Raw genomic sequence first — 23,122 nt, 5'->3', positions numbered from 1 at the left:
TATGATACAGAGAGTAGCGAAATATCGGCTTATGAAAAAAAACATCACGCAAAAAATTGCCCTGTTGTTAGCGGCATTTTTACTCCAAACGCAAGCAGTGTGGGCTGCGCATGCCATTGCTTTTTTTGGCGAGCCAAAATATCCGGCAGACTTTACCCATTTTGATTACATCAATCCCCATGCACCGAAGGGCGGCAGTATGGTGTTGTCATTGGTTACCTTGAACAGCAGTTTCGATAAATTTAATCCTTACAGCTTGCGTGGCGTTCCGGCCCCGGGCTTGGCGGAATTAGTGTTTGAAACACTCACTATTAATGGTTTGGATGAACCCAATACCCAATATGGTTTGTTAGCGGATGATATTGAGGTGGCGCCTGATTTCGGCTCAACTATTTTCAGGATCAATGCCTTGGCGCGCTTCTCCAACGGAGACCCCGTCACCGCGTACGATGTTGAATATTCATTCAAGGTAATGACCAGCAAGGCCGTAAGCCCGCGTTACAGCGCCTATTTCAGTGAAATAGAATCGGTCGATGTATTGGACGAGCGCCGCATTCGCTTTGTATTCAAACGTAAAGGTCGCGATTTATCCTTTATTGCGGGTAGTCTTCCGGTTTTTTCGCCCAAGTGGGGAAAAAGTAATCAGGGCGATGTGGCGTTTGCCGATTTACGTTTTGAAAGTCCTATTGCCTCTGGGCCCTATACCATTGAGCAGGCACGCAGTGGCCGCGACATTATTTACCGGCGTAACCCCGAGTATTGGGGGAAAGATATTCCAGTACAACGGGGCACGTTTAATTTCGATCAAATTGTTTACAAGCTCTATAAGGATCGCGACACACAAGTCGCGGCACTGCGTGCTGGTGAGTATGACTTTCTCAGTGAAAATCAAATGCGTTATTGGTGCTGCCAGTATATTGGTAAACGCTTTGATTCTGGTGAAATTCAGAAGCGCCGTTTTTTACATGCGAATCCTCCTGCGATGAATGGCTGGGTACTGAATTTACGTAAGCCGCGCTTTCAGGACACTCGTGTGCGCAAAGCATTAAATTATGCTCTGGATTTTGAATGGATCAACGACAAAATATTTGATAGCGAATTTTCCCGCGTTGACAGTTATTTCAGCAATACCACCTTGGCTGCAAAAGGGCTGCCCAGTGAAGAAGAGTTAGCTTTATTAGAGCCCTGGCGCGATCAATTACCCGAGGCGGTATTTGGTCCCATGTTTGAGCAACCGACAACGGTGCCACCCCATCGGCTACGCGATAATCTGGATATTGCCTTGCAATTACTTGCAGAAGCAGGCTGGCACTATCGCGATGGTGTACTGCGCAATCAAAACGGCGAGCCATTTATTATTGAAGTAGCGGGCACTCGTCGCCAGAGCCCATTCACAGATCCGATCTATCGCAATCTGGCAAAAATTGGCATTCAAGTGCGTACCAATCTGGCCGATGCGGCAACCTTGCGCGCGCGATTGCGAGACTTTGATTTTGATTATACTTCTGTGAGCTTGCGTGAAGCGCGTATGCCAGGTGATGAACTCTGGCGTGCATTTAATAGCGCTTCTGCGGATCGCCCCGGCTCTGAAAATATCGCTGGTGTGAAATCGCCTGTGGTGGATGCATTAATCAAGCAGTTACTTAATGCCACCAGCCAACAAGAGTTGGAAACTGTGGCGAGCGCATTGGATCGCGTACTTATTCATAACCATTATTTTATTCCCTGGCGCTATTTGAAAAACCATTACGTGATGTTTAACCAACGTTTGCAATACCCGCAAACGCTACCACTTTATTACGCCGCGACTGACTGGGCCGTACGCACCTGGTGGGATGGCCACTCAACCCCGAACACTGACTGATTCACAATCACCCTTAATACAACTTTGCATAGGTATATTGCATGACAATTGATCCACGCATTCCCGATCATGATATTCACCCCATATTTTTACAGCGTTGGTCACCGCGTGCCCTCAGTAGCGATGCTATTGATGAGGCAACACTCTTTCGTTTGTTTGAAGCGGCGCGCTGGGCGCCGTCTGGCAATAATTCCCAGCCCTGGCGTTTTATCTATGCCACCCGCGACACTGAACAGTGGCCATTGTTTATCGAATTATTAAATGAGAAAAATCGCCTATGGGCCAGTAAAGCTGCGGCGCTCATTGTGTTGGTTTCAAAAACAACTAATTTACGCAAAGGGGCAAGCGAACCAACACCATTGCGCAATAATTCGCTGGATGCCGGTGCTGCTTGGGCCAATTTCGCACTGCAAGCCGAATTTTTGGGTTGGAAAACCCATGCTATTGGTGGGTTTGATCGTGAAAAGGCCCGTGAACAGTTGAGGGTTCCTGCCGGGTATCAGGTGGAGCTGGCGATTGCCCTTGGCAAGCAGGGCGATATTGCCCAACTGGATGCCGAATTCCATGAGAGGGAAAAACCTAATTCACGCAACCCAATCAGCAGCTTTATTGCTGAGGGTGCATTCCATTTTTCCGATGAAGTAGGACATTAATGAAAAATCTGTGGCGAGTTATTCAATATATCCCTGAGTATCGAGGCAGGGTAGTAGGTGTTATTTTTGTTGGCACCTTTTTGGGATTTATCGGTACGGCAACTCCTTACATATATAAGGGAATTGTGGATGTTATATCCCAATTGTTTTCAGAGAAAATCAGTTTTGAATCCGCGACCTCAACCGTTACCTGGCTATTGGTTGGTTTTTTTGCCTTGCGCCTGGGAGTTGTTATTTTTGGCGCATGGCAAAATAAACAGGCGGATGATTTGTGGCTGGATACTGTCAGCACTTTTCGCCAACGTGTTTTTGACAATATGACCCAAAAGTCGATTGATTATTTTGAGAAAACCCGCGTTGGTGAAATCATGGACAGGTTCGGTGCCATCACCACCATTACTATGTGGTTGTCTTCCTTAACAGAAGGTACCCTAGCCAACATCCTGCAAATGTTTTTTATCATTATCGTGCTGACCATCAAAATACCGGTAGTGGGTGCGATGATGGCCGTTATTCTGCTGTTCAATTTTTGGATTTCCTACCGCACTATTCACTGGACCAAGCCACACCGTCGCGGTTGGCAAGAATATGCCGGGCGTATGTCCGGCTTGCTTGCCGAAATGGTTGGCAATATCGCAACTGTGCGTAGTTTTGGTGGTGAACCTGCTGTTAAGCAACGTTATGATGATACCCAGGCGCAGTGGAAAATCGCGCGCGATAATCTGCATAAAACCCAGTGGCGCTCTGAGCAAGCTCTAAATATTGTCAATACGTTTGCCGTATTTGCCGCCGTTGCCATTATCACCCACGGCGCACTGCATGGACGGTTTACCACGGGCGATATTTTGCTGGTGTTAACCTTGACGCAAAACCTGATTAATTCAATTACGCCCATTTCGCGCCAAATTAATCAGGCCAGCGAAATCGAAAGCGCTTCTGAACGTTTAGTGGAATTGCTGGATGTGGAATCTGAACATGCCGATAAAGCGGATGCTATTCCCCTGACCCAGTTGAAAAGTATCACCTTTGCTGATGTAAGTTTTCGTTACCCCGGCACAGAAGACTATGCGCTCAAACACATTACGTTCCACTTGGATGCCGGTGAAACATTAGCGTTGGTTGGCAGTAGCGGCAGCGGCAAGACAACGATTGTGAAATTGTTAATGCGGTTTTACGAACCCACCAAGGGTGTGATACTCATCAATGGTCGTGATATCAGTGATTACCAGCAGCGTAGCTTAAGAGCAATTATGGGCGTTGTACTGCAAGATGTTGCCCTGTTCAACGATAGTATTGGCGAAAATATTGCTTTTGCCCGACCCGGTGCAACCGACGCGGATATCAAAGCGGCCGCCCATGCTGCCAATGCCCATGAATTTATTGAGCGTATGGAGAAAGGTTACGAAACCCTGGTGGGTGAGCGGGGCATTAAACTATCAGGCGGCGAAAAACAGCGTGTGGCGATTTCCAGAGCCATCCTAAAGAATCCGCAGCTGATTATTCTTGATGAAGCAACCAGCGCATTGGACTCTGAGTCTGAGCACCTTGTGCAACAAGGATTGGAAAAGTTGATGGTTGGACGAACTTCCATTGTTATTGCCCATCGCTTGAGTACGGTGATGAATGCCACCACTATTTTAGTGTTGCGCAATGGTGATATTTTGGAGTCGGGTACTCATGCCCAACTTGCAAATAGACCCGGCGGTTTATACGCGCATTTATTTTCGCTGCAAACTCAAGGGCGAAAGCCTGTCACGGTTGTCAGTTAATTTTAGTTTTCATGGGTTTCTTGCTTTCAGGCTTGTGGTGTTGCCGTAAGCCTTTATTTTTTATAGCTATGGGTGACAATTATTAAATTGTTGTATGTTTATTTTTATACAGTATTTTTTAAAATACTGCTCCATTTCAATCAGACATAACATTGCCTATCACTCACGTTTTCTAACAAACTGATGATTTTCAAGAGGTTTTTGTGTTGGCACAAGAACTGCTAAACAAGGTGTGGACTTATATTTAACACACCGAGGATAATCATGCGCTCTGATAAAACACCCCCTATCGATAATCGAACGATTACGTTTTCCCGAAAATTGTTGCCTTTTTTAATTGCCAATATTGCGTTTTCTCATGCTGTTTTTGCTCAAGATGTTACTAGCGAGATTGAAGAGAAAGCTGTACCGGCAGCTACCAAAAAATTGGCATCGGTTTTAGTGACCGCGCAAAAGCGCGCTGAAAATATTCAAGAAGTTCCCTCAACCATTACCGCTGTCAGTGGTAAAGATGTTGATGAAAAACAAGTCGTTTTATCGACAGATATTGAGCGCTTGGCTCCTAACTTGTCCTCACAGGGTGGTGGTCGCACCGGGAAGCCACGCTGGTTTTTACGTGGTATTGGCACTAATGATCCAAACCAAAACCAGGATGGCCCACTGGCGATTTATGTCGATGAAGTGGTGGTTGGTCTACAACAATTGCAAAGTTTTCCGCTCTACGATTTAGAGCGCGTAGAAGTACTGCGTGGCCCACAGGGAACCTTGTGGGGAAAAAATAATACTGGCGGTGCCATTCACTATATTACGCGCAAAGCGTCCTTTAATAAGGAAGGTTACAGCAAGCTGACCTATGGCAGCTATAACACACGCATTATTGAATCGGCTTTTGGCGGTGCGATTATTGATGAAACGCTGGCTGGACGTATCTCGGTATACAATGAGTCCTATGATGGATGGGCCAAAAATATTGTCACAGGTGATGAAGGTCCAAGCCTTAAAGATCAAAATATACGCGTGCAGTTTTTGGGCAATTTTTCTCCCACACTGGATACGCAATTAATTCTCACCACACGTGAAGTAGATGCCGGGCCATCACCGGCTTATGTTGTGGGAGCAACAACCTTACCGGGAACAGATATTACCCAGGTTGATCCCCAAGGGGCGATTAATCAGGGTGGTACGTCTTATATTCCGTCCTATGGCAATAACCCAACGGTTTATAGTGATTATTGGGCCGGTGATGGTTACGACACCAAAACCGATAACAGCGCAACGTTGAAAGTGAATTGGCAACTGGGGGCAAATACACTGTCATCCGTAACCGGCTACAGTACGCGTGATGCGGATTCCTTATCTCTGGTGGGCGTTCCCCTTGACACAACCTTGCATAGAATCAGCGCAACGGCGCTATTGGATTCACAACAGGTATCGCAAGAGTTTCGCTTGACCTCACCCAAGGATCAAAAAATCAGCTGGATTTTGGGGGCATATCATTACAACCTGAATGCAAAGAATGAAAACCGCAGCGCACGTTTTGCCGTGGGCACAACCCGTGAACAGTATATTGAATCATCATGGGATCAAGAGGCCACCAGCAATGCTTTATTTGGTAATGTGAAATATAAATTCAGTGATAAAGCATCTATCACGTTGGGGGCACGTTATACCGAAGAGAAAAAAGATATTACTGAAACTGCATTAACCGTAACGGATACAGCTACCAGTAACCGTGTTACCTTTGTGAGTGAAAATGGCTGGTATTTGCCCGGCGGCGTGAGAATTTTGCCCGCATTTTCTGCTGTGACCGCTGTTAGTAAAGATAATACCTGGGATGAATTTACTTGGGATATCACACCTGAATACCATTTCAATGACGATGTATTGGGTTACCTGCGCATTGCTACCGGTTTCCGCTCCGGTGGTTTTAACCAGGCTATTACCAATGGCGATATTGTAGAAACCAAACCAGAAACACTCACAGATTATGAGGCGGGTATAAAGTCAGCCTGGTTTGATGGGCAATTAACCCTGAATACGGCGGTCTTTTATTACGACATTAAAAGTTTGCAGCTAAATATTCAGCGTGCGTTTTTGAATACCAGCACCAATACCTATACCACCAGTGCAGCCGGTGAGTCAGACGGTACTGTAAAAGGTATTGAGGTTGAATTTAATGCATTAGCCAGCGTGAATTGGCGTGTGGGTGGCTCATTGGGGTATTTGAAATCTGAATACAACGATTTTATTTACTACATCGGTGGCGGTGGCCCATTTGATGCGAGTGGCAACGATTTCTACCGCACGCCTGAAGTTTCTTTGCGTTTGGATACGGATTACACCATTCCATTGGCTAGCGGTAATATTATCCTGGCTACTGACTGGTCTTATCGCAGCCGAATTTACCACAATGCGACGGTGCAAAATGACCCACTGCAGGAAACTCCGGGTTACTGGATTGGCAACCTGCGTGCCTCTTATGAAACTGCCGATGGCAATTGGACATTTACCGGTTTTGTGAACAATGTGACCGATAAAGCGCCAGTGTTCTTGCGTCAAATTGCTAACCCCAATACAGGAACTCAACCCAATAACATCAGCGCCCCAAAAACCTTGGGGCTACAGGTGAATTATAAGTTTTAATCTTATGGGGGCACAGGGACGTGCATGCTATGCGTGTGAACAATGTGGATATAGTGATTTTTTGTAGCAGTAAAATATAAAAGCCAATACCTGATCACTCAGGTATTGGCTTTTTCGTGAACGAGATGACCATTGCAAAACAGCCGCGATTGCCCAGGAGTGTACACATTCCATAGTTCATTGCGCGTTAATGGGTGAGTGGCAATAATCACCATGCGATCATCCTGATCGTTGTGTATCGATAAATCTACCGATGTTGCTGTATCGATAAACTCAATTTCCTGAAAAGGATATTGCCGTTCCACATAGGCCAAGTGTGTAGAACAAAAAGTATAGAGCCATTCACCATTGGAAAGAATAATGTTGAATGTACCTTGTCTGGCAATAACAACACTGGCGTTATGTAACCAGTCAAACAATATTTCAAGAGTTGGTTCTCCGTCAGGAAAGTCCCGGTTCAAATCCTGCAATAACTTACAAAATGCCAACTCACTATCAGTATTTCCTTCCGGAACAAAACATGAGTCCAACTCCGGTGAAAACGCTTTTAAATCGCCGTTATGGCAAAACAGCCAGCTCTTGTTCCAGAGTTTGCGCTCAAAAGGGTGGCAGTTATTGATATTAACCTCACCAATAGTCGCCTTGCGAATATGCGCAATTGTTGTTTTGGCTTTAATTTCAGCCTTGCTGATGTGGTCAGCCAGGTGTGATCCCGCCGCTGGTTGTTCATCGCGATAAATATCAAAACCATTGGGATTGGAAAATGCAATACCCCAACCATCGCGATGCTCGTCCGTTCTGCCGCCACGTGCACGAAAGCCTTCAAATGAAAAACCAATACTTGCCGGTTTTTTACAACTCATTCCCAATAACTGGCACATTTCATTTAAAACCTTTTATCGCCATTCAAGATGCAGTCGCTTTGGACTGATCAGTTACGTCACCACCCTGTAGATAAACATCCGGAAAGGTATTATCTATGGCGGTGCTCAGTGATTCTGTATTGCTATTTAACAAATAAGCATCTGCTTGCGCGCGACTCTGGTTGTTAATCGCCGTATCAGCCGCAATGACTGGTGTATTAACAATCAAAATACGCTTGCTGGCTGTAAGTGATAAGGGTAGGGGGTGAGCAACCAGCTGTTGGCTCACCTCTGGATGGCTCACTAAAATAACATCCGGGCTAATGCCTAACTTAAGCAGTAGAGCAATATCCTTTTCATCGCGCAAATGAATGCCAATTTTATAGTCGCGCAAGCGATAGCTACTTAAAGCGCGAAAAAAATGCGGCAAGCTGTCTTCATCCAGCAAGCGGGTGTGCAACAACACACGTTCAGGGCCAAGGCCGCAATCGCTTAATATCTTTTCAAAGGTTTTACCGTGATCGCTGTCGACACTGATGATGTGGCGAGGTTGAACTTGCAATGACAATAAATCCTTGCGGCCATCGTGCTGTTGTAAATAGTTAATGGAATGAAGGGTGCGCACCAATCGATCCAAATGGACAATTTGGTCGGTGCTGTCCAATGAATTAAAAATGCTGTCGATATTGAGTGCGTTTCCGGTGGAGGAGCGAACTAATAATTCACTGTTGTAACCAATCAGCGCTTCGCTTTCAAATGATTTGATTCCTTGAAAACGGCTGCCAAGAATCAGGTTGCCAAAACGTCCCCAATATTGATTGTCCGCTTTAAAAAAGCCGGTTTTGGGCAGCGACTTGGTGCGCGCCTGGGTTTGTAGTTGGTCATTAAAATAATGCATTAATTCTGTGAGCGGCATGTTGCGACTATCGACCTGTAAAAGTTTATCCATTCAAGCTGTGCATACTAGAGATAAGCTGCGGATTAATAAAAGAATTAAATATTCTCAGCTTATAACTTCACCCTGCGGGATAACGACCTATTAATACCGCGCAAATACCTCGCTCTGATTATAAGGATATACAGATATATTCTTTCCAATTGTCTATAGCCATCACTATATTTGCCTCCACGATGACAGCTTGTAAGAACCACTTTTAATGAGTGTTTAAAAATAAACACTGGTAATGCGAGGATTATGTATGACGGTTGTTCCGCTCAATTCAACCCAGCCCACCACGGCCAATAGCCAAACTTCCCAGGAGTTGCCTGAGGTGTTGCGCAAAGCAAAAGAGGACGCCGAAGCAACCGGCTTGCCTTATGCCGGTATTGTTGCGCCTGATGATGCGTGGAAATTATTCATTAATGGTCAAGCCCACTTGGTTGATGTCCGTGCGGCAGAGGAGCGCAAGTTTGTGGGTCACGTACCTAACACTTTGCATGTTGCCTGGCAGACCGGCCCTGCGTTGATTAAAAACCCACGCTTTTTGCGCGACTTGGAAAATAAGCTCTCAAAAGAAGCGGTCATTCTGTTGTTGTGCCGCAGTGGTAAGCGTTCAGCTGCTGCAGCGACCAATGCGACGGCAGCCGGGTTCAAAAATGTATTTAACGTTAGGGAAGGGTTTGAGGGCGATTTGGATGATCGTCAGCAGCGCGGTTCCAGTGGTGGCTGGCGTCAACGTGGGTTGCCTTGGGTACAAGACTAAATATCGAGAATAACAATGACCATCGACATCAATACCAAAACGGACTTCCTCGGCAGTAGTGCTGCCAACTGGGAGTTGGACAGAATTGTGCAGGAACTGCGCAGTGCGCGGAATGATTGGCGTAATCAGCGCGGTCGTTCCCGCGAGCCGGGATTACGCGAATTGCCCTCGCGTGATGCACTGCAAAACATTATTCGCGATCTGTGCGGCGCCTTGTTTCCCATGCGCTTGGGACCGCAGGAATTACGTGAAGAGACGGAAGATTATTACGTCGGTCACACACTGGATGCTGCGTTGAATGAGTTATTGCAACAAGTGCAACTGGAGCTTTCTTATGCCGCTCGCCAGCAGGGTAGTGTGGTAAGTGAGGCGACACAGAAGCATCAAGCACAGCAAATCGTGCGCCTGTTTGCATCGGCACTACCCGGTTTGCGCCGCATTCTGGATGTTGATATTCAGGCTGCATTTCAAGGCGATCCGGCGGCACGCAGTGTGGATGAAGTCTTACTCTGCTACCCCGGTGTGCTTGCGATTATTCACCATCGCTTGGCTCACAGTTTATACAAGTTAGGTGTGCCATTATTAGCACGTATCGTCGCGGAGCTGGCGCATTCCTTAACCGGGATTGATATTCACCCTGGCGCCGATATTGGCAGTGGTTTTTTTATTGATCATGGCACGGGTGTAGTAATTGGTGAAACGGCGGTCATTGGTGAGCGTGTGCGGATTTATCAAGCCGTTACCTTAGGGGCCAAAACATTTCCCGCTGAAGAAAATGGCGCGCTTAAAAAAGGTTTGCCGCGTCATCCTATTGTTGAAGACGATGTTGTGATCTATGCCGGTGCCACCGTATTGGGGCGCATCACTATAGGTAAAGGTTCAACCATTGGTGGCAACGTGTGGTTAACCCGTAGCGTTCCTTCTGGCAGCAGCATTACCCAGGCGAGTTCACGTAATTTGTTTCCGCAGGAGGCACCTGTATGAGCAGTATCGCCGTCTATTTTGGACGTGTAGTAAAACAGCTGCGTGAAGAGGCGCGCTACTCACAGGAAGTATTGGCCGATAAGGCTAATTTAAACCGTACTTATCTGGGGGAGGTTGAACGCGGCGTTGCGGTTCCATCACTGGCAACCATTAATAAAATTGCTACTGCGTTAAATCTTTCAACATCGCAATTAATTGCGTTGAGTGAAAACCATCAACAACTTACCGGTTCGGCAGGAAAAATACCTGCATCACTCAGTGTTGATTAATCAACACTGAGTGATGGCTATAGCCGGTTGAGCATGCCTTAGAACAATGCGATCTTAGCTTAGTATTTTTTCTTCTATGTGTTTTTCTCTAAAGGAGCCTCGGGATGTCCACCGAAAATGAAGTTCAATTAGCACTGGGTGATAACGCCGCACGGCAACTTGCCAATGCCACCAAAACAACCCCGCAACTTTCCACTATTTCACCGCGCTGGTTGGTTCACTTTTTACAATGGGTTCCGGTTGAAGCAGGTATTTTTCGTTTAAACCGCGTTAAAAATCCACGTCAAGTGACAGTGACTTGCTCACAGCGCGATGAGTCTGAAATCAAACCTACATTTGTTGATTACGATGATAAGCCGCGCGAGTATTTTTTAAATGCGGTGACCAGTGTGGTGGATGTACATACCCGCGTATCAGACCTGTACAACAGCCCACACGATCAAATCAAAGAACAATTGCGCTTGACGGTTGAAACCATTAAAGAGCGTCAGGAAAGTGAATTAATTAATAACCCCGAGTACGGCCTGTTGGCCAATGTGGATGAAACCCAACGCATTTCTACATTAACCGGTGCGCCAACGCCCGATGATCTGGATGAATTGTTGGTGAAAGTCTGGAAAGAACCAGGCTTCTTTTTAGCTCATCCTTTGGCGATTGCCGCATTTGGTCGCGAGTGTACCCGTCGCGGTGTTCCTCCGCCAACGGTCAGTTTGTTTGGCTCACAATTTATTACCTGGCGCGGCGTACCGATTATCCCGTCAGATAAATTACCGATTGATGAAGATGGCAAAACCAAAATTTTATTGATCCGCGTGGGTGAAAAACGTCAGGGGGTTGTTGGTTTGTACCAACCGGGTTTGGCTGGGCAACAAAGCCCCGGTTTGTCTGTGCGTTTTATGGGCATTGGTCGCAACGCTATTGCATCTTATTTGATCTCGCTCTACTGCTCATTAGCAATCCTGACGGAAGATGCGGTAGCGGTATTGGAAGATGTTGAAGTCGGTAAGTATCACGAATATCCCGATACTTATAAGCAGTAATTATCGCACCCGACAAAACGACAACTGACCCGACGATTAAAGAGTGCTGTTATGTCCGAGCATCCAGGTTTACCTGATCTCCAATCCCTCGCCGCCATGGCCACTGAGCTGTTTCAGGCATTGCCGACGGCGGCGCTGCCATTGGTGTCCGGTTTACAACCGGCAATTCCTGCTGCACCGATTGGCAGTGTGCAGCCCTCCGTAAGCGGCGCTAACCCACAGCGCCCGCCGTTGGGCCGCACCAGCGAAACACCCACATTGACTTCTCCCGGGCTCGATCAACACTTGGCGGCGTCGCCTGCGCCCAATTATTATTTTGCCGATAATGCCAGCCATTATCCCTTGGCAAATTTACAGTTGGATCAATTGACCGGTCAGGCATCGCCCAAGGATTTTGGTTTGCCGGATGAAAATGACTTGCGTGAATTATTGGCAACTGAACTTAGTGTCAGTAAATTCGATGCCCCTGCCGGTTCCGCATCGCCTGCACCGGATTCCCGCTTTTATTTTCTGGATAGCCATGCGCAGCCAATTCTGGGAAATAAAGTGTTTGGCAATGATCCAAAACACGGCCACTTTGCTGCAGAGCATTCCGGTTTTGATGTGCACGCGATTCGCCGCGATTTTCCCATTTTATCCGAGCGGGTGAATGGTAAACCGCTGGTATGGTTTGATAACGCGGCGACCACACACAAACCCCGCAGTGTGATTGAACGTGTCAGTTATTTTTACGAACACGAAAACTCCAACATTCACCGCGCGGCGCATGAACTGGCTGCACGGGCTACGGATGCTTACGAAGGGGCGCGCAACAAAGTAGCTGGATTTCTCGGCGCTAAAACACCGGATGAAATTATTTTTGTGCGCGGCGCAACGGAAGGAATTAATTTGCTGGCCAATACATTTGGCCAACAACAGGTAGGTGAGGGTGATGAAATCATCGTCTCGCAATTGGAGCATCATGCAAACATAGTTCCCTGGCACATGCTGGCAAATCGTGTCGGGGCGAAATTGCGTGTTATTCCGGTTGATGATACCGGCCAGATTTTGTTGGATGAATTCCGCAAGCTGATTAATGGTCGTACCAAACTGGTGTCAGTTACACAGGTTTCCAATGCACTGGGTACTGTGACACCGGTGAAAGACATTATTGATATTGCCCATGCTAACGGCGTACCGGTTATTGTGGATGGCGCGCAATCTGTGTCGCATATGCGAGTGGATGTGCAAGCCTTGGATGCCGACTTTTTTGTGTTCTCCGGGCACAAGGTTTTTGGCCCTACTGGAATTGGTGTGGTGTACGGTAAAACAGAGCACCTGCAAAAAATGTCGCCTTGGCAGGGCGGTGGCAACATGATTGCAGATGTGACCTTTGAGCGGATTATTTATCAGGACCCGCCAAATCGCTTTGAAGCCGGTACGGGCAATATTGCTGACGCCGTTGGTTTGGGCGCAGCGATTGATTATGTCCAGCGCATTGGCATGGATCGTATCGCTCGTTATGAACATGACCTGTTGGCTTATGGCACGCAGCGTTTGCAGACTATTCCGGGAGTGCGCTTGGTGGGCACTGCTGCGAATAAAGCCAGCGTGCTGTCGTTTGTGTTGGCCGGGTATAAAACGGAAGAGGTGGGGACCGAACTCAATCGCGAAGGTATTGCGGTACGTTCGGGTCATCACTGCGCGCAGCCGATTTTGCGTCGCTTTGGTTTGGAGACAACTGTTCGCCCCAGTTTTGCGTTTTATAACACCTGCGAAGAAATCGATTTATTAGCGTCAGTCGTGGAGCGCCTCGCGCGCCGTTCACGCTAAACCTCGCGTTATCCTCCCCGAACCAAGGTATCGCAACCCCGTTTATACCGGGGTTGCGACCTTTTCTTCCTGTTGCAGCTAGCCGCTTTCAGCTTGAAATACAGCCATTTCACAGATAAATCCGCGAAGGGTTTGTATTTACGCTCAACTACATCGTAAAATAAATGCTAACAATTATCATTTGTTTTACATCCTGGCGAACTTCTATGTCTGCAATTACATCTTCCTCATCAGCTTGGCATCTTGTCGCGCGCATCGCTGCGGCCCTTTTGGGCGGTTACGCATTTACCTGGGGTTTCACCGGGCTTGGTATGGTTGGGTTGGTCGCGCTGGGTGTGGATTTCCATGAGGCCGAGACGGCCATGTTATTGCTCGCCTTTTTGGTGTTTTTAGGGATGTTCCTCTGGGCATTTGCCGCTGCCAATATGGTACGGGTATGGGCGTTGTTGGTGGGTGGCGCGGTGTTAATGACGAGCGCCACTTGGGCACTACAACGCGTGTTATTAGGGTAGGGGGTTAGTATGTTTTCCAGTTTCCGTCTGTCGATGACATGGGTGCACACCTGGTTTGGCCTGGTGTTGGGCTTTGTGCTCATGATCTGTTTTTTCTTTGGTGCACTTTCGGTATTTGATCGGGAGATAGACCGCTGGGCTATTCCGGAAACGCGTTTTGAGCCGCAGCCCATGCCATCCTATGATCATTTACTCAAGCCTGTCTTTGAGCAGTTACGCGCGCATCCAGACGACATGGTCGCGACAGCGGCGCGGGTGATTGGCGACTTGCCTCATCCAGACACTATGCCAATGGCTTCTTTTTATGCTTACACAACACACCGTGATCCGGTGCTGTCGATTGGTGCGGAATTCAGCATCCCTAACAAACCAAAGAACGCTGCCGATGATCATCTGCATGTCCATGGCTGGGCAACTATCGACCCACGAACGGGCGCGGCAATTCCCGATGATGCTCTCAAAATCGGCAGCCAATGGTTTTACCCTATGCACTACAGCCTCAACTGGCACTGGAAAAACATTGGTTATTACGTAGTTGGATTGGCTGCGTTTATTATGCTGGCGGCGTTGGTGACTGGTGTGATCATGCACCGCAAAATCTTCCGCGAACTGTTTACCTTTCGCCCTAAAAAACGCACCCAGCGTAGCGCCTTGGATCTGCACAATATGACCGGTGTTGTGGCGCTGCCCTTTCATTTCTTTTTCGCCTTTACCGGCTTGGTGATTTTTGCCAGCTTCTTTTACTTTCCGCTATCGCACACCATGCTCAAACCACTGCATGACCAACATGAAATTCTGGAAGCAGAGCGCACCGGTTTGCCGCATGAAGCGGCGGGCATTGCAGCACCCATGGCCTCGGTGGATGCCATGGTAGCCGAAGCCAAACGCCGCTGGGCAGCGCGCGATATGGCCGGAGAAGTCGGTTTTCTGTTCGCTGATCACCTGGGTGATCAAAATGGTTATGTCAGTATTTACCGCGCAGGCAGCGATCGGGTTGCGTTGGTGGGCGAGGGCATTCACTTCAAGGCCAGCACCGGTGAAGTGTTGCGCGAAGACCCACCGCGTACAGTGGTTTCCGAAGTGAATGAGTTTTTGACGGGCTTGCATCTCCAGCACTTTGAACATTGGCTCTTGCGCTGGCTCTACGTCATCGGCGGTTTGCTGGGCTGTATTTGTATCGCCACCGGTTTTATTTTCTTTGTCGAAAAGCGCAAGCAACAACATGCCAAAAATAACAGCCAAGGCAGTCGTATTGTAGATGCCTTGGCCGTTACTACCGTGACAGGTATGTTGATCGCCACACTTGCCATCCTGGTAGTCAATCGCCTGTTGCCCGCTGACCTTGCTGGCAAGGGTGATTGGGAAGAGAGGGCTTTTTGGGGCGCTTGGGTATTGGCCTTTTTACATGCCGCATGGCGCAGTGCACCCGTGGCGCGTGCAGCCTTTAACCCCGCCTGGCGCGAACAGTGCTGGATCGCGGCTACCCTGGCTATTGCCGCCGTGTTACTTAACTGGATCTCCACTGGCGATCACCTAATTAAAACCCTGTTTACGGACACTTATTGGGCTGTCGCGGGTGTGGATTTGAGCCTGCTTGCTACGGCTGTGTTATCTGTTGTGGCAGCACGTAAATTGAAACTGCGCGAACAAGCTGCAGCAGTACCCGATGCCAAGGTCGCTCAAGGCCGGGCGGTGAATAGTTTGGAGATGGCTGCTGAGGTAAATCATGGTTGAACCCTGGATTGCATTGACACTCGCCGTAATTAGCTGTTTTGCCGGATTTGTCTGGCTGGCACTGGCAATGAATGCCCATTGGCAGCAGGTGCATGGCTTCAGCGCGCCCAACGCCAAGACGCGAAAGACTCTCCGTCTGTTAGGTGGCGTTGGCCTGTTGGCATCAGCGGTGTTGTGTTTTATTGCTGATCGCCCATCAATGGCGGCACTCGTCTGGCTTATGCTGCTGGCTGCTGGCGCTCCCTCGGTGGGCATGTTGTTAGCCTGGCGCCCACAGTTACTGCGGATTTTCTGGCCGAAAGTCAGTGCGGAAAAAGCCTGATAGTTGATTGACTGTGCATTGCATGCCGCCCTCTGTTGATAACAGCCAAGTCGCGGACCTCTATCAGAGTCACCACAGTTGGTTGTATAACTGGCTGCGGCGACGGATGGGGTGTTCCCATGCGGCGGCTGATCTGGCGCAGGATACCTTTGTGCGCATACTGGCTCGAAGGAATCTTGCTTCATCACCAGTGCAATCACTGCAAGAACCGCGCGCCTATTTGTGGTCCATAGCGAAAGGTTTGGTGATTGATCATCTGCGTCGGCGCTCATTGGAGCAAGCTTATCTGGAGGCGCTGGCGCATTTGCCGGCAGCCTGCGGTATCTCACCGGAAGAGCAGGAAATACTTTTACAAACTCTGCATCGCATAGATGCGTTGCTGGATCAGTTGCCTGAGTCAGTGCGTCAGGCATTTCTCCTTTCCCAAATTCAAGGGCTAACTTACGCCGAGATTGCGCAGCAGATGAACCTCTCGCCGCGCACCATTAAGCGCTACATGCAGCAGGGGTTTGCCCAATGCATAACAGCGATGTTCTAGCGCCTCCCCCCGAGGTCATTAATCGCGCGGCCACCTGGTTGGTGCGAATGCAAGAGGGTGCGCTTACCCCGAACGATGAACAACAACTACTGACGTGGCGCCTTGAGAAACCGGAGCACGAACGTGCCTGGCAAGCTGCGATGCAATTTAAAGCGATGATGGAGCGTGTGCCGGATGAGCTGAGTCAGCCAGTGCTAGGGCGACAGCGACTGAATCGGCGGCAGTTACTCTCTATCGCCTTGATGGCAACAGCTCTACCGCTGGCCTGGTTGGCCTATCGCCAATTGCCGGTATTGACGGCAGACTATCGCACAGCCAAGGGCGAGCAACGACAGATCAGCTTGCCCGACGGCAGCCAATTGCAACTCAATACTGGTAGCTTGGTCAGTGTGCAGTTTGATGCGCAGCGGCGCTTGATCCATTTGCATCGCGGTGAAATTGCGATTCAAACGAAGCCGGACATACTAACCGATGATGCCACTGGTAATTCCACTCACAAGCGTCCATTTATTGTTTCAACCTCGGTGGGAAATATCCGTGCATTAGGGACACGCTTTGCAGTACGCGCGCTGGATGACGACATCACTCAAGTGGCAGTTTATGAGCATACAGTAGCGTTAAAGCCTGCTCACACAGGCATTGAAGTCTTATTGGATAGCGGAAAACAAGCGCTGTTTAATCGCCAAAAAATTCACCTTATTGAAGAACATCACCAGCGTATAGCTGCCTGGACGAATGGCCAAATCATTGCCGACAATCAACGTCTCGACGATTTTATTGCGGATCTTGCTCGCTACCATCCAGGTGTGTTGCGTTGCGATCCAGCAGTGGCGGAGTTACGTATCTCCGGTGTATTCCAACTAAAGGCTCCCCTGCAAATATTGACTGTGATTGCGGGTACTTTGCCTGTACGCATTGCACGTGTAACAGATTACTGGATCACGGTTACTACGTTGAATTGATGGGCATTTATTGGTTGATAAAAAACTCAATGGGAACCGTTAAGGTGATTGTCTCGCCTTCCACTTCGGGTGGCGGTGCCGGGAGTGGTGCGGCGCGTTTTACCAAGGCCAATGCTTCTTTATCCAATGAATCAACGCCACTGCTTTGTGCCAGCATTACCGATAATACCTGGCCATTGCGATCCATACTGAATTTTACCCAGGGCATTCCTTCCTGATTGCGCATCTGCGCCTGACGTGGGTAACGCTTTCTGCGTTCAAGGTGGGTTTGTAATTGCTGTTGCCAATTCTGAACCTCACGCAGTTGTTGCTGATTCGCGCCCATGTTGGCTGCTGTTGCTGTCTCTGCTGGCGCAGCCGGTAGCGCCGTTGGTGCGGTGGTGTCCGGTGCCGGTTGTGCCGATATTTGCTGTTCGGTAATGACTTCCTCCTCTACTGTCTCCGGGATCTTTTCCTTTATCGGCTCGGGGGTTTTGGGGGCATCGCTGATGGTGGTCTGTGCATCCTTATGGGTGAGTAACTCCTGTTGCTCAATAGTTTCTATCGTCTGTGGTGTCGCAGCAGCCTCCACTTGTTGTGGTCCCGGGGACAGCTCTGTGACTGGTTGGGGCGGTGCGGCCGTTAATAAGGAAACTTCCATTACTTTTGGTGCCGCAGCTTGTGTATCGGGTACTGGCAGTGTTAGTGGTGTCCAAAGCGCGATCAGAATAATAAGTGCGTGCATGCCGATCACTATGACCAGTCCGAGGCTGTCGGTTCGTAAATTGTTGTCTGTCGCTTGCGAATACAAAGGGTAGGACGGCGTCTGCATTAGGGATGATGTTCTGTTGCAATAGATTTTATTTCTGGCCGTGTCCACAGCCAGATAAGGATCAGTGTCATAAACGAGGGGATGCACCATTTCACCCACAGCGCGCTGGGCGATACACAAATCATCCACATACTCAGCAGCATGGTGGCCAGGGCCAGCCATTTTGCTTTGCGCGGGACGGCACCATGGTCGCGCCAATGATGAATAGGCGGGCCAAAGCGCGGGTGTCTTAAAAGCCAGTCATGCAGGGCTGGCCAGCCACGTGATGCTGCACCAGCCGCCATTAGCATAAAGACCGTAGTAGGCATGCCGGGCACTATGACACCGATAAAGCCTAGTATCAGCGCTATCAAGGCCAAACTACGCCATAACCATTTCATCATGGTGCTTTGCCCGACATGAGTAATTCCACGTTTTCTCGCACAAAGTGAAAGGCTGCCAATGCACCTTCCTGCGCCAGATTACGCTGTGTATCGGTTAGTGAAATGGCGTCAAGGTCTTCGCGGAAACGACGCCAATGCAAGCCGCGACCGTCATCATGACCGGCCAGATGACGAGCACCGAAGGTTTCTGATAACCCCAACTGGGTGCGCGCTATTTTTAGCAGGAAGGCAGCGCCGAGGTTTGAGCCCTCAACGGTATAAATCCAGCCCAGCGCGGTATAGGTATCGTTGATATCAATTTGCGCTGCGGCTAGGGCATCTTCAACTTGCTCACTGGCAGTGATGCCCAAATCGCTACAGTCGTGCAATACAGCGGTAAGACGATCCCGTTCACCTAAGCCTGGTAGCCAGGATTGTAATGTCTTGTTTTGAAACCAGGGTGATGCTGCCTGATGCAGGCGGGCCTGGGTACGCACAAACAGCGCATAGCGTTCACGGCTGGAAAAGGGCGAGAGCGACATAATGCGTTTATCAAGGCTTTCGTGAGAGTCAGTGGATACGCTTTTCAGGAGCGAAGAGAGCGGAGCAGGTTCATTGCTTAAAGGTAGTGACATGAGGTATTTCCTGGATCAATGTCGATATAAACACCGGTTCATCAAACACTTGAGATGCTTGTTTACGGTATGGATTCTTATAAGACGTATGAGAATCCAATCTTCCCCCTTCAAATGAAAATATTTTCTATTCTCATTGTAATTTTAATTGATAATTAATTCTATTTGACATTTATTTTCATTTTTACTAGTTTGTGGCGCGCAAAATTTCTTTTTCGCGTATTCACGCGCAACTTTCCTTTGGCGAATCACTTTCTAGTGTTGTAATTGATGATATCCGACGAGCAGACACCTGCAGACCGCGACAAACTCGATGCTTATCTGGCACATCGCGCGGCGTTAATTAGCTATGCGACGCCGTTAACCGGGAGCCGGGCGGCGGCGGAAGACATTGTGCAAGATGCCTGGTTCCGTTTCTCCAGCGCCCCGACAGCGCAAACACCCTCAGCCTATTTGTATCGCATAGTGCGCAATCTGGCGCTGGACTTCGTACGCCGTTTGAATCTCGAAAACCGCTATCAGCCTGAAGAGGAGGCGCCGCCAGTGTGCGCCTGGATGATGCCCAGCGCGTTACCGGAACCGGAGGATAGTTTGGTGAATGCCGAACAACTGGATGAAGTGGCGAAAGCCTTGGCGGCTCTGCCGGAAAAGGAGAGGCGGGCACTGGAGATGCATCGTTTAGGTGGCGCGCGCTATGACGAGATTGCCAAAGCACTGGATGTTTCCGTGTCCAGCGCGCACCGCTTGGTGCATCAGGCGATGGTCAAGGTGGCTCTTCATCTGGATGGGGTTAACCGGGAAAATACCGCCACATCGACAAAAAACGAGCCTATTAAAAACAACCGTGGGTAAAATTCGCGCGCTCCTTCGTCATAACAATGGTTGCCCAATAATGGTCACACGAAGATGAGTTTTATGTTGAGCGCTTATCACAATAGCTACCGGGGAAGGCAGATGCAGGACTCCTTTCATTCATCGCGCATTTCGGGTTCAGGCGAACAACCGCCGACCCAGCGCGAACTTCAGCTGGCCGATGCAATGGATTGGTTGATGCGCCTTGAGGCGCATCCAGAAGATGTGGCGTTGATGCAGCAACACCTCGATTGGCTGGCTGCGAGTCCGCAGCACCAAAGCGCTTGGACGCATGCTTGCAATACGTGGCGCCTGCTACAGACCTTGCCGCCGATGGATACCGTGGTGCCAGAGCCACAAACGCCTCTGGTCACTGCCAATGTTGCTGTTTTTCCAGTGTCCCCTTGGGCCCATTACGCCCGCAGGCTTGCAGGCGTTGCCATTGCTGCTTGTTTGATATTGGTGACCTTGCCTTCGCTGAGCCTGTTTCTTCAGGCAGATTATGCTACTGGTATTGGCGAATCCCGGCAGATCAGTCTGACCGATGGCAGCCAGTTGTATCTAGGCGCGGATAGCGCCATCGCCGAGGATTACAGTGACAAAGAGCGGCGCATCCAACTGCTAAAAGGCGAGGCGTTTTTCGATGTGGTGCCTGATCATACACGTCCTTTTGTAGTGAATACCGGCAAGCTGAAAGTGACCGTGTTGGGCACACGCTTTAATGTGGTTATGGGTAAGTTGTCCGAATCGGTCAGTGTCGCCAGTGGCAAAGTGGCGGTGCAAAACCAGCAAGTGGGTCAGGCTGATACTTTTGCGCAACATCTGCTAGCGGGAGATCAGCTGACGATTGCCAATAACGGCACTTTTGCGCTGAGCGAATTAGCGGTTGAGGATGTGGGCTCCTGGCGAGATAAACGTTTATATGTACAAGACGCCGCTATTGCGGATGTCGCCGCGACCTTGCAGCGCTACCACAGCAGTCGGATTGTTATTCTCGGTAGCGATATGGAAACCCAGCGGGTGACTGGTGCCTATGATTTAGCCGCACCGGATCAAGCCTTGGAAAGTCTGGTATCGCCCTACCAAGGCAAAATTCATAACCTAATGGGGTTGCTGCGGCTGGTGACTCGCTGAGGGGGGATTGCCAGGAGTTTCAATGCATTAATTGAAATGAGAATTAATATCATTTACAGTGTGGCGGATTTCCCATCATTCCCATACGGTTTATGAGGTCAGTATGTCGTCAGGCGATGTTTCGATTCCCCAGGATTTCAGCAAGCTTTATGAAGAACATCATGCCTGGCTGGTGCGTTGGTTAGTACATCGCACCAGAGGATTACATAACGCGCAAGACTTGGCGCAGGATACTTTTTTACGCATATTGGCACGGCCTGGTGTGCTTGACAGCTTGGCGCATCCACGCGCCTGGCTGGCCAGAGTCGCCAACAATTTAGTGGTGGATCAGGCGCGTCGCCGGTTGCTGGAAAAGCATTACCTGGAGTTGGTTGCTGACCTTCCAGAACAAGAAGTCCCTTCGGTCGAAGAACAATTACAGTTATTAGAATTGCTTAGCCGTATCGATCACCTGCTGGACGGTTTGCGTCCGCTGGAAAAAACCACCTTCCTCATGTCCCGTCTTGACGGCCTTACCTACAAAGAGATTGCCGAGCAGCTCAGTATTAGCTTGTCGTCGGTCGAAAAGTACATGGCCAAAGCTATGCTCGCCTGTTACAAGGCTGCGTACCAGGAGGGCTATTAGATGTCATCGCCTGTGCAAAATACCTCCCTCCCTCAAGCGGTGATTACCCAGGCGATTGCCTGGCGTGTTCGTTTGGAGGCTGGCGGCAATACGAGTGAGTTGGAGCAGGCAGCTTGTCAGCAATGGCGTAACAGCGACCCTTTGCATGCGCTAGCCTGGGAGCGTTTGGCGCAAATAGAAACCCCCTTTGCACAAGTGGCATCCAAAGCGCCCGGCCTTGCCCAAGCTACTCTGCGCAATGCAGACACTGAGCGTTCCCGCATGAGCCGTCGTGCTGCTCTCTGCGCCTTAACGGGCTCCACGTTGGGAGTGTTTCTACTGGGGTGGGGCATCAATGACACTGGTGTGATCCAACGCCTGAGCGCCGATTTTGCCACTGCGGTGGGCGAGCGGCAGCAGTATCGGCTCGCGGATAACAGCCAGTTATTTCTCAATACCGACTCAGCCAGCAGCGTGAATTTTAATGACAGCGAACGGCGCCTGTCGTTGGCGCGCGGCGAATTGTCGGTGGCTGTCGCTGCTGATACACGTCCATTCGTCGTTGAGGTTACACAAGGCTTAATCACCAGTTTTGGTGCGCGGTTATTAGTTCGGCAAGAGCCGGAATCAAGTCTGGTACAAGCAATCGATGGCAGCTTGCTGGTACAGCCAGCGCGCGCATCAGAACCTTTGTTGATAGCGGCGGGGCAGGTGGTGCGCCTGAGCACACGCAATATCACGCCCGTGGACAGTCACATGTTTGATTACAGCGCATGGATTGATGGAGTATTTGCCGTACGCAATATGCCGTTGAAGCACTTGCTGGCAGAGCTGGGGCGCTATCGTCGAGGGGTGTTACGCTGCGCGCCTGATCTGGAGAATTTTCAAGTGTCGGGCGTATACCAACTGCGCGATACCGATTTAATCCTGCGCACACTCGCTTTGGCTACTAACGCCGATGTGCGTTATTTCACTCGCTGGTGGGCTGAAATTGTTCCGCAAAAAGTCGCGTGGTCTTAGCGGCTGCCTAATTAAAACTCCTTCGTTAAAATAAAT

Annotated in this window: 23 protein-coding genes; 18 read left to right on the top strand and 5 right to left on the bottom strand. The window is 49.4% G+C overall.

Annotation, left to right across the window (positions count from 1 at the left end):
• Positions 1 to 31 precede the first annotated feature (31 nt).
• The 4 genes from B0D95_RS05660 (at position 32) to B0D95_RS05645 (ending at position 6,929) form a co-directional block, all read left to right on the top strand.
• Entirely contained in the window at positions 32 to 1,864 is a 1,833-nt protein-coding gene (locus B0D95_RS05660) for an extracellular solute-binding protein (protein WP_078042985.1), read from the top strand.
• A 41-nt stretch (positions 1,865 to 1,905) separates the two neighbouring features.
• Positions 1,906 to 2,517, top strand: coding sequence for a nitroreductase family protein (locus tag B0D95_RS05655; protein WP_078042984.1), 612 nt, complete (start codon positions 1,906 to 1,908; stop codon positions 2,515 to 2,517).
• Positions 2,517 to 4,286: an ABC transporter ATP-binding protein gene (locus B0D95_RS05650; RefSeq protein WP_078042983.1), complete on the top strand. Its 1,770-nt coding sequence runs from the start codon at positions 2,517 to 2,519 to the stop codon at positions 4,284 to 4,286. The genes B0D95_RS05655 and B0D95_RS05650 overlap by 1 nt, the downstream gene beginning before the upstream one ends.
• Positions 4,287 to 4,550: 264 nt before the next feature.
• Complete coding sequence (locus tag B0D95_RS05645) at positions 4,551 to 6,929, top strand: TonB-dependent receptor (RefSeq protein ID WP_078042982.1); 2,379 nt, start codon at positions 4,551 to 4,553, stop codon at positions 6,927 to 6,929.
• Between the two features lie 98 nt (positions 6,930 to 7,027).
• On the opposite strand, the gene B0D95_RS05640 is transcribed toward B0D95_RS05645, so the two are convergent.
• Both B0D95_RS05640 and B0D95_RS05635 read right to left on the bottom strand, forming a co-directional pair.
• Positions 7,028 to 7,810 (bottom strand): class II glutamine amidotransferase, encoded by a 783-nt coding sequence (locus tag B0D95_RS05640; protein ID WP_078042981.1) that lies wholly within the window; start codon positions 7,808 to 7,810, stop codon positions 7,028 to 7,030.
• 25 nt (positions 7,811 to 7,835) lie between these two features.
• The gene (locus B0D95_RS05635) at positions 7,836 to 8,741 is read right to left on the bottom strand and encodes a hypothetical protein (protein WP_149867870.1); all 906 of its coding nucleotides are present in this window, start codon (positions 8,739 to 8,741) and stop codon (positions 7,836 to 7,838) included.
• Positions 8,742 to 8,991: 250 nt separating this feature from the next.
• Between B0D95_RS05635 and B0D95_RS05630 the strand changes: the two genes are divergently transcribed.
• The 10 genes from B0D95_RS05630 (at position 8,992) to B0D95_RS05585 (ending at position 17,668) form a co-directional block, all read left to right on the top strand.
• Positions 8,992 to 9,495 (top strand): rhodanese-like domain-containing protein, encoded by a 504-nt coding sequence (locus B0D95_RS05630; protein ID WP_078042979.1) that lies wholly within the window; start codon positions 8,992 to 8,994, stop codon positions 9,493 to 9,495.
• 15 nt (positions 9,496 to 9,510) lie between these two features.
• On the top strand, positions 9,511 to 10,479 hold the full coding sequence (epsC, locus tag B0D95_RS05625; RefSeq protein WP_078042978.1) for a serine O-acetyltransferase EpsC: 969 nt from the start codon (positions 9,511 to 9,513) through the stop codon (positions 10,477 to 10,479).
• Positions 10,476 to 10,748 (top strand): helix-turn-helix domain-containing protein, encoded by a 273-nt coding sequence (locus tag B0D95_RS05620; RefSeq protein WP_078042977.1) that lies wholly within the window; start codon positions 10,476 to 10,478, stop codon positions 10,746 to 10,748. Before epsC ends, B0D95_RS05620 begins: the two co-directional genes overlap by 4 nt.
• A gap of 104 nt (positions 10,749 to 10,852) precedes the next feature.
• On the top strand, positions 10,853 to 11,788 hold the full coding sequence (locus B0D95_RS05615; protein ID WP_078042976.1) for a family 2A encapsulin nanocompartment shell protein: 936 nt from the start codon (positions 10,853 to 10,855) through the stop codon (positions 11,786 to 11,788).
• A 51-nt stretch (positions 11,789 to 11,839) separates the two neighbouring features.
• Positions 11,840 to 13,600 (top strand): family 2A encapsulin nanocompartment cargo protein cysteine desulfurase, encoded by a 1,761-nt coding sequence (locus B0D95_RS05610; RefSeq protein ID WP_078042975.1) that lies wholly within the window; start codon positions 11,840 to 11,842, stop codon positions 13,598 to 13,600.
• 206 nt (positions 13,601 to 13,806) lie between these two features.
• Positions 13,807 to 14,112: an iron uptake protein gene (locus tag B0D95_RS05605; protein ID WP_078042974.1), complete on the top strand. Its 306-nt coding sequence runs from the start codon at positions 13,807 to 13,809 to the stop codon at positions 14,110 to 14,112.
• Between the two features lie 9 nt (positions 14,113 to 14,121).
• Positions 14,122 to 15,846 carry a PepSY domain-containing protein gene (locus B0D95_RS05600; protein ID WP_078042973.1) on the top strand — a complete coding sequence of 575 codons (1,725 nt, stop codon included), beginning with the start codon at positions 14,122 to 14,124 and terminating at the stop codon, positions 15,844 to 15,846.
• On the top strand, positions 15,839 to 16,168 hold the full coding sequence (locus B0D95_RS05595) for a DUF3325 domain-containing protein (protein WP_078042972.1): 330 nt from the start codon (positions 15,839 to 15,841) through the stop codon (positions 16,166 to 16,168). The genes B0D95_RS05600 and B0D95_RS05595 overlap by 8 nt, the downstream gene beginning before the upstream one ends.
• Positions 16,169 to 16,190: 22 nt before the next feature.
• Positions 16,191 to 16,706: a sigma-70 family RNA polymerase sigma factor gene (locus tag B0D95_RS05590; protein ID WP_078042971.1), complete on the top strand. Its 516-nt coding sequence runs from the start codon at positions 16,191 to 16,193 to the stop codon at positions 16,704 to 16,706.
• Entirely contained in the window at positions 16,685 to 17,668 is a 984-nt protein-coding gene (locus B0D95_RS05585; RefSeq protein ID WP_078042970.1) for a FecR domain-containing protein, read from the top strand. Before B0D95_RS05590 ends, B0D95_RS05585 begins: the two co-directional genes overlap by 22 nt.
• Positions 17,669 to 17,675: 7 nt before the next feature.
• On the opposite strand, the gene B0D95_RS05580 is transcribed toward B0D95_RS05585, so the two are convergent.
• Genes B0D95_RS05580 through B0D95_RS05570 form a run of 3 tightly spaced genes read right to left on the bottom strand, consistent with a single transcriptional unit; the run spans position 17,676 to position 19,476 of the window.
• The gene (locus tag B0D95_RS05580; RefSeq protein WP_078042969.1) at positions 17,676 to 18,479 is read right to left on the bottom strand and encodes an energy transducer TonB; all 804 of its coding nucleotides are present in this window, start codon (positions 18,477 to 18,479) and stop codon (positions 17,676 to 17,678) included.
• Complete coding sequence (locus tag B0D95_RS05575) at positions 18,479 to 18,862, bottom strand: YbaN family protein (RefSeq protein ID WP_078042968.1); 384 nt, start codon at positions 18,860 to 18,862, stop codon at positions 18,479 to 18,481. The genes B0D95_RS05580 and B0D95_RS05575 overlap by 1 nt, the downstream gene beginning before the upstream one ends.
• The gene (locus B0D95_RS05570; RefSeq protein ID WP_078042967.1) at positions 18,859 to 19,476 is read right to left on the bottom strand and encodes a biliverdin-producing heme oxygenase; all 618 of its coding nucleotides are present in this window, start codon (positions 19,474 to 19,476) and stop codon (positions 18,859 to 18,861) included. The genes B0D95_RS05575 and B0D95_RS05570 overlap by 4 nt, the downstream gene beginning before the upstream one ends.
• A 270-nt stretch (positions 19,477 to 19,746) precedes the next feature.
• Between B0D95_RS05570 and B0D95_RS05565 the strand changes: the two genes are divergently transcribed.
• The 4 genes from B0D95_RS05565 to B0D95_RS05550 all read left to right on the top strand — a co-directional run bounded on the left by B0D95_RS05565 (position 19,747) and on the right by B0D95_RS05550 (position 23,086).
• Complete coding sequence (locus B0D95_RS05565) at positions 19,747 to 20,328, top strand: sigma-70 family RNA polymerase sigma factor (protein ID WP_078042966.1); 582 nt, start codon at positions 19,747 to 19,749, stop codon at positions 20,326 to 20,328.
• Between the two features lie 102 nt (positions 20,329 to 20,430).
• Positions 20,431 to 21,462 (top strand): FecR family protein, encoded by a 1,032-nt coding sequence (locus B0D95_RS05560; protein WP_168172404.1) that lies wholly within the window; start codon positions 20,431 to 20,433, stop codon positions 21,460 to 21,462.
• A 103-nt stretch (positions 21,463 to 21,565) separates the two neighbouring features.
• Complete coding sequence (locus B0D95_RS05555) at positions 21,566 to 22,087, top strand: sigma-70 family RNA polymerase sigma factor (protein WP_078042964.1); 522 nt, start codon at positions 21,566 to 21,568, stop codon at positions 22,085 to 22,087.
• Positions 22,088 to 23,086, top strand: coding sequence for a FecR domain-containing protein (locus B0D95_RS05550; RefSeq protein WP_078042963.1), 999 nt, complete (start codon positions 22,088 to 22,090; stop codon positions 23,084 to 23,086).
• The last annotated feature ends 36 nt before the right edge of the window (positions 23,087 to 23,122 follow it).

The organism is Cellvibrio sp. PSBB023, from assembly GCF_002007605.1.
In the GTDB taxonomy this organism is placed as follows: Bacteria; Pseudomonadota; Gammaproteobacteria; order Pseudomonadales; family Cellvibrionaceae; genus Cellvibrio.
This window is presented reverse-complemented; position numbering and strand designations above follow the sequence as displayed.

Coding starts and splice junctions, on each gene's coding strand:
- B0D95_RS05660 (WP_078042985.1), top strand. CDS start 32: ATGAAAAAAAACATCACGCAAAAAATTGCCCTGTTGTTAGCGGCATTT.
- B0D95_RS05655 (WP_078042984.1), top strand. CDS start 1,906: ATGACAATTGATCCACGCATTCCCGATCATGATATTCACCCCATATTT.
- B0D95_RS05650 (WP_078042983.1), top strand. CDS start 2,517: ATGAAAAATCTGTGGCGAGTTATTCAATATATCCCTGAGTATCGAGGC.
- B0D95_RS05645 (WP_078042982.1), top strand. CDS start 4,551: ATGCGCTCTGATAAAACACCCCCTATCGATAATCGAACGATTACGTTT.
- B0D95_RS05640 (WP_078042981.1), bottom strand. CDS start 7,810: ATGTGCCAGTTATTGGGAATGAGTTGTAAAAAACCGGCAAGTATTGGT.
- B0D95_RS05635 (WP_149867870.1), bottom strand. CDS start 8,741: ATGGATAAACTTTTACAGGTCGATAGTCGCAACATGCCGCTCACAGAA.
- B0D95_RS05630 (WP_078042979.1), top strand. CDS start 8,992: ATGACGGTTGTTCCGCTCAATTCAACCCAGCCCACCACGGCCAATAGC.
- epsC (WP_078042978.1), top strand. CDS start 9,511: ATGACCATCGACATCAATACCAAAACGGACTTCCTCGGCAGTAGTGCT.
- B0D95_RS05620 (WP_078042977.1), top strand. CDS start 10,476: ATGAGCAGTATCGCCGTCTATTTTGGACGTGTAGTAAAACAGCTGCGT.
- B0D95_RS05615 (WP_078042976.1), top strand. CDS start 10,853: ATGTCCACCGAAAATGAAGTTCAATTAGCACTGGGTGATAACGCCGCA.
- B0D95_RS05610 (WP_078042975.1), top strand. CDS start 11,840: ATGTCCGAGCATCCAGGTTTACCTGATCTCCAATCCCTCGCCGCCATG.
- B0D95_RS05605 (WP_078042974.1), top strand. CDS start 13,807: ATGTCTGCAATTACATCTTCCTCATCAGCTTGGCATCTTGTCGCGCGC.
- B0D95_RS05600 (WP_078042973.1), top strand. CDS start 14,122: ATGTTTTCCAGTTTCCGTCTGTCGATGACATGGGTGCACACCTGGTTT.
- B0D95_RS05595 (WP_078042972.1), top strand. CDS start 15,839: ATGGTTGAACCCTGGATTGCATTGACACTCGCCGTAATTAGCTGTTTT.
- B0D95_RS05590 (WP_078042971.1), top strand. CDS start 16,191: ATGCCGCCCTCTGTTGATAACAGCCAAGTCGCGGACCTCTATCAGAGT.
- B0D95_RS05585 (WP_078042970.1), top strand. CDS start 16,685: ATGCATAACAGCGATGTTCTAGCGCCTCCCCCCGAGGTCATTAATCGC.
- B0D95_RS05580 (WP_078042969.1), bottom strand. CDS start 18,479: ATGCAGACGCCGTCCTACCCTTTGTATTCGCAAGCGACAGACAACAAT.
- B0D95_RS05575 (WP_078042968.1), bottom strand. CDS start 18,862: ATGATGAAATGGTTATGGCGTAGTTTGGCCTTGATAGCGCTGATACTA.
- B0D95_RS05570 (WP_078042967.1), bottom strand. CDS start 19,476: ATGTCACTACCTTTAAGCAATGAACCTGCTCCGCTCTCTTCGCTCCTG.
- B0D95_RS05565 (WP_078042966.1), top strand. CDS start 19,747: ATGATATCCGACGAGCAGACACCTGCAGACCGCGACAAACTCGATGCT.
- B0D95_RS05560 (WP_168172404.1), top strand. CDS start 20,431: ATGCAGGACTCCTTTCATTCATCGCGCATTTCGGGTTCAGGCGAACAA.
- B0D95_RS05555 (WP_078042964.1), top strand. CDS start 21,566: ATGTCGTCAGGCGATGTTTCGATTCCCCAGGATTTCAGCAAGCTTTAT.
- B0D95_RS05550 (WP_078042963.1), top strand. CDS start 22,088: ATGTCATCGCCTGTGCAAAATACCTCCCTCCCTCAAGCGGTGATTACC.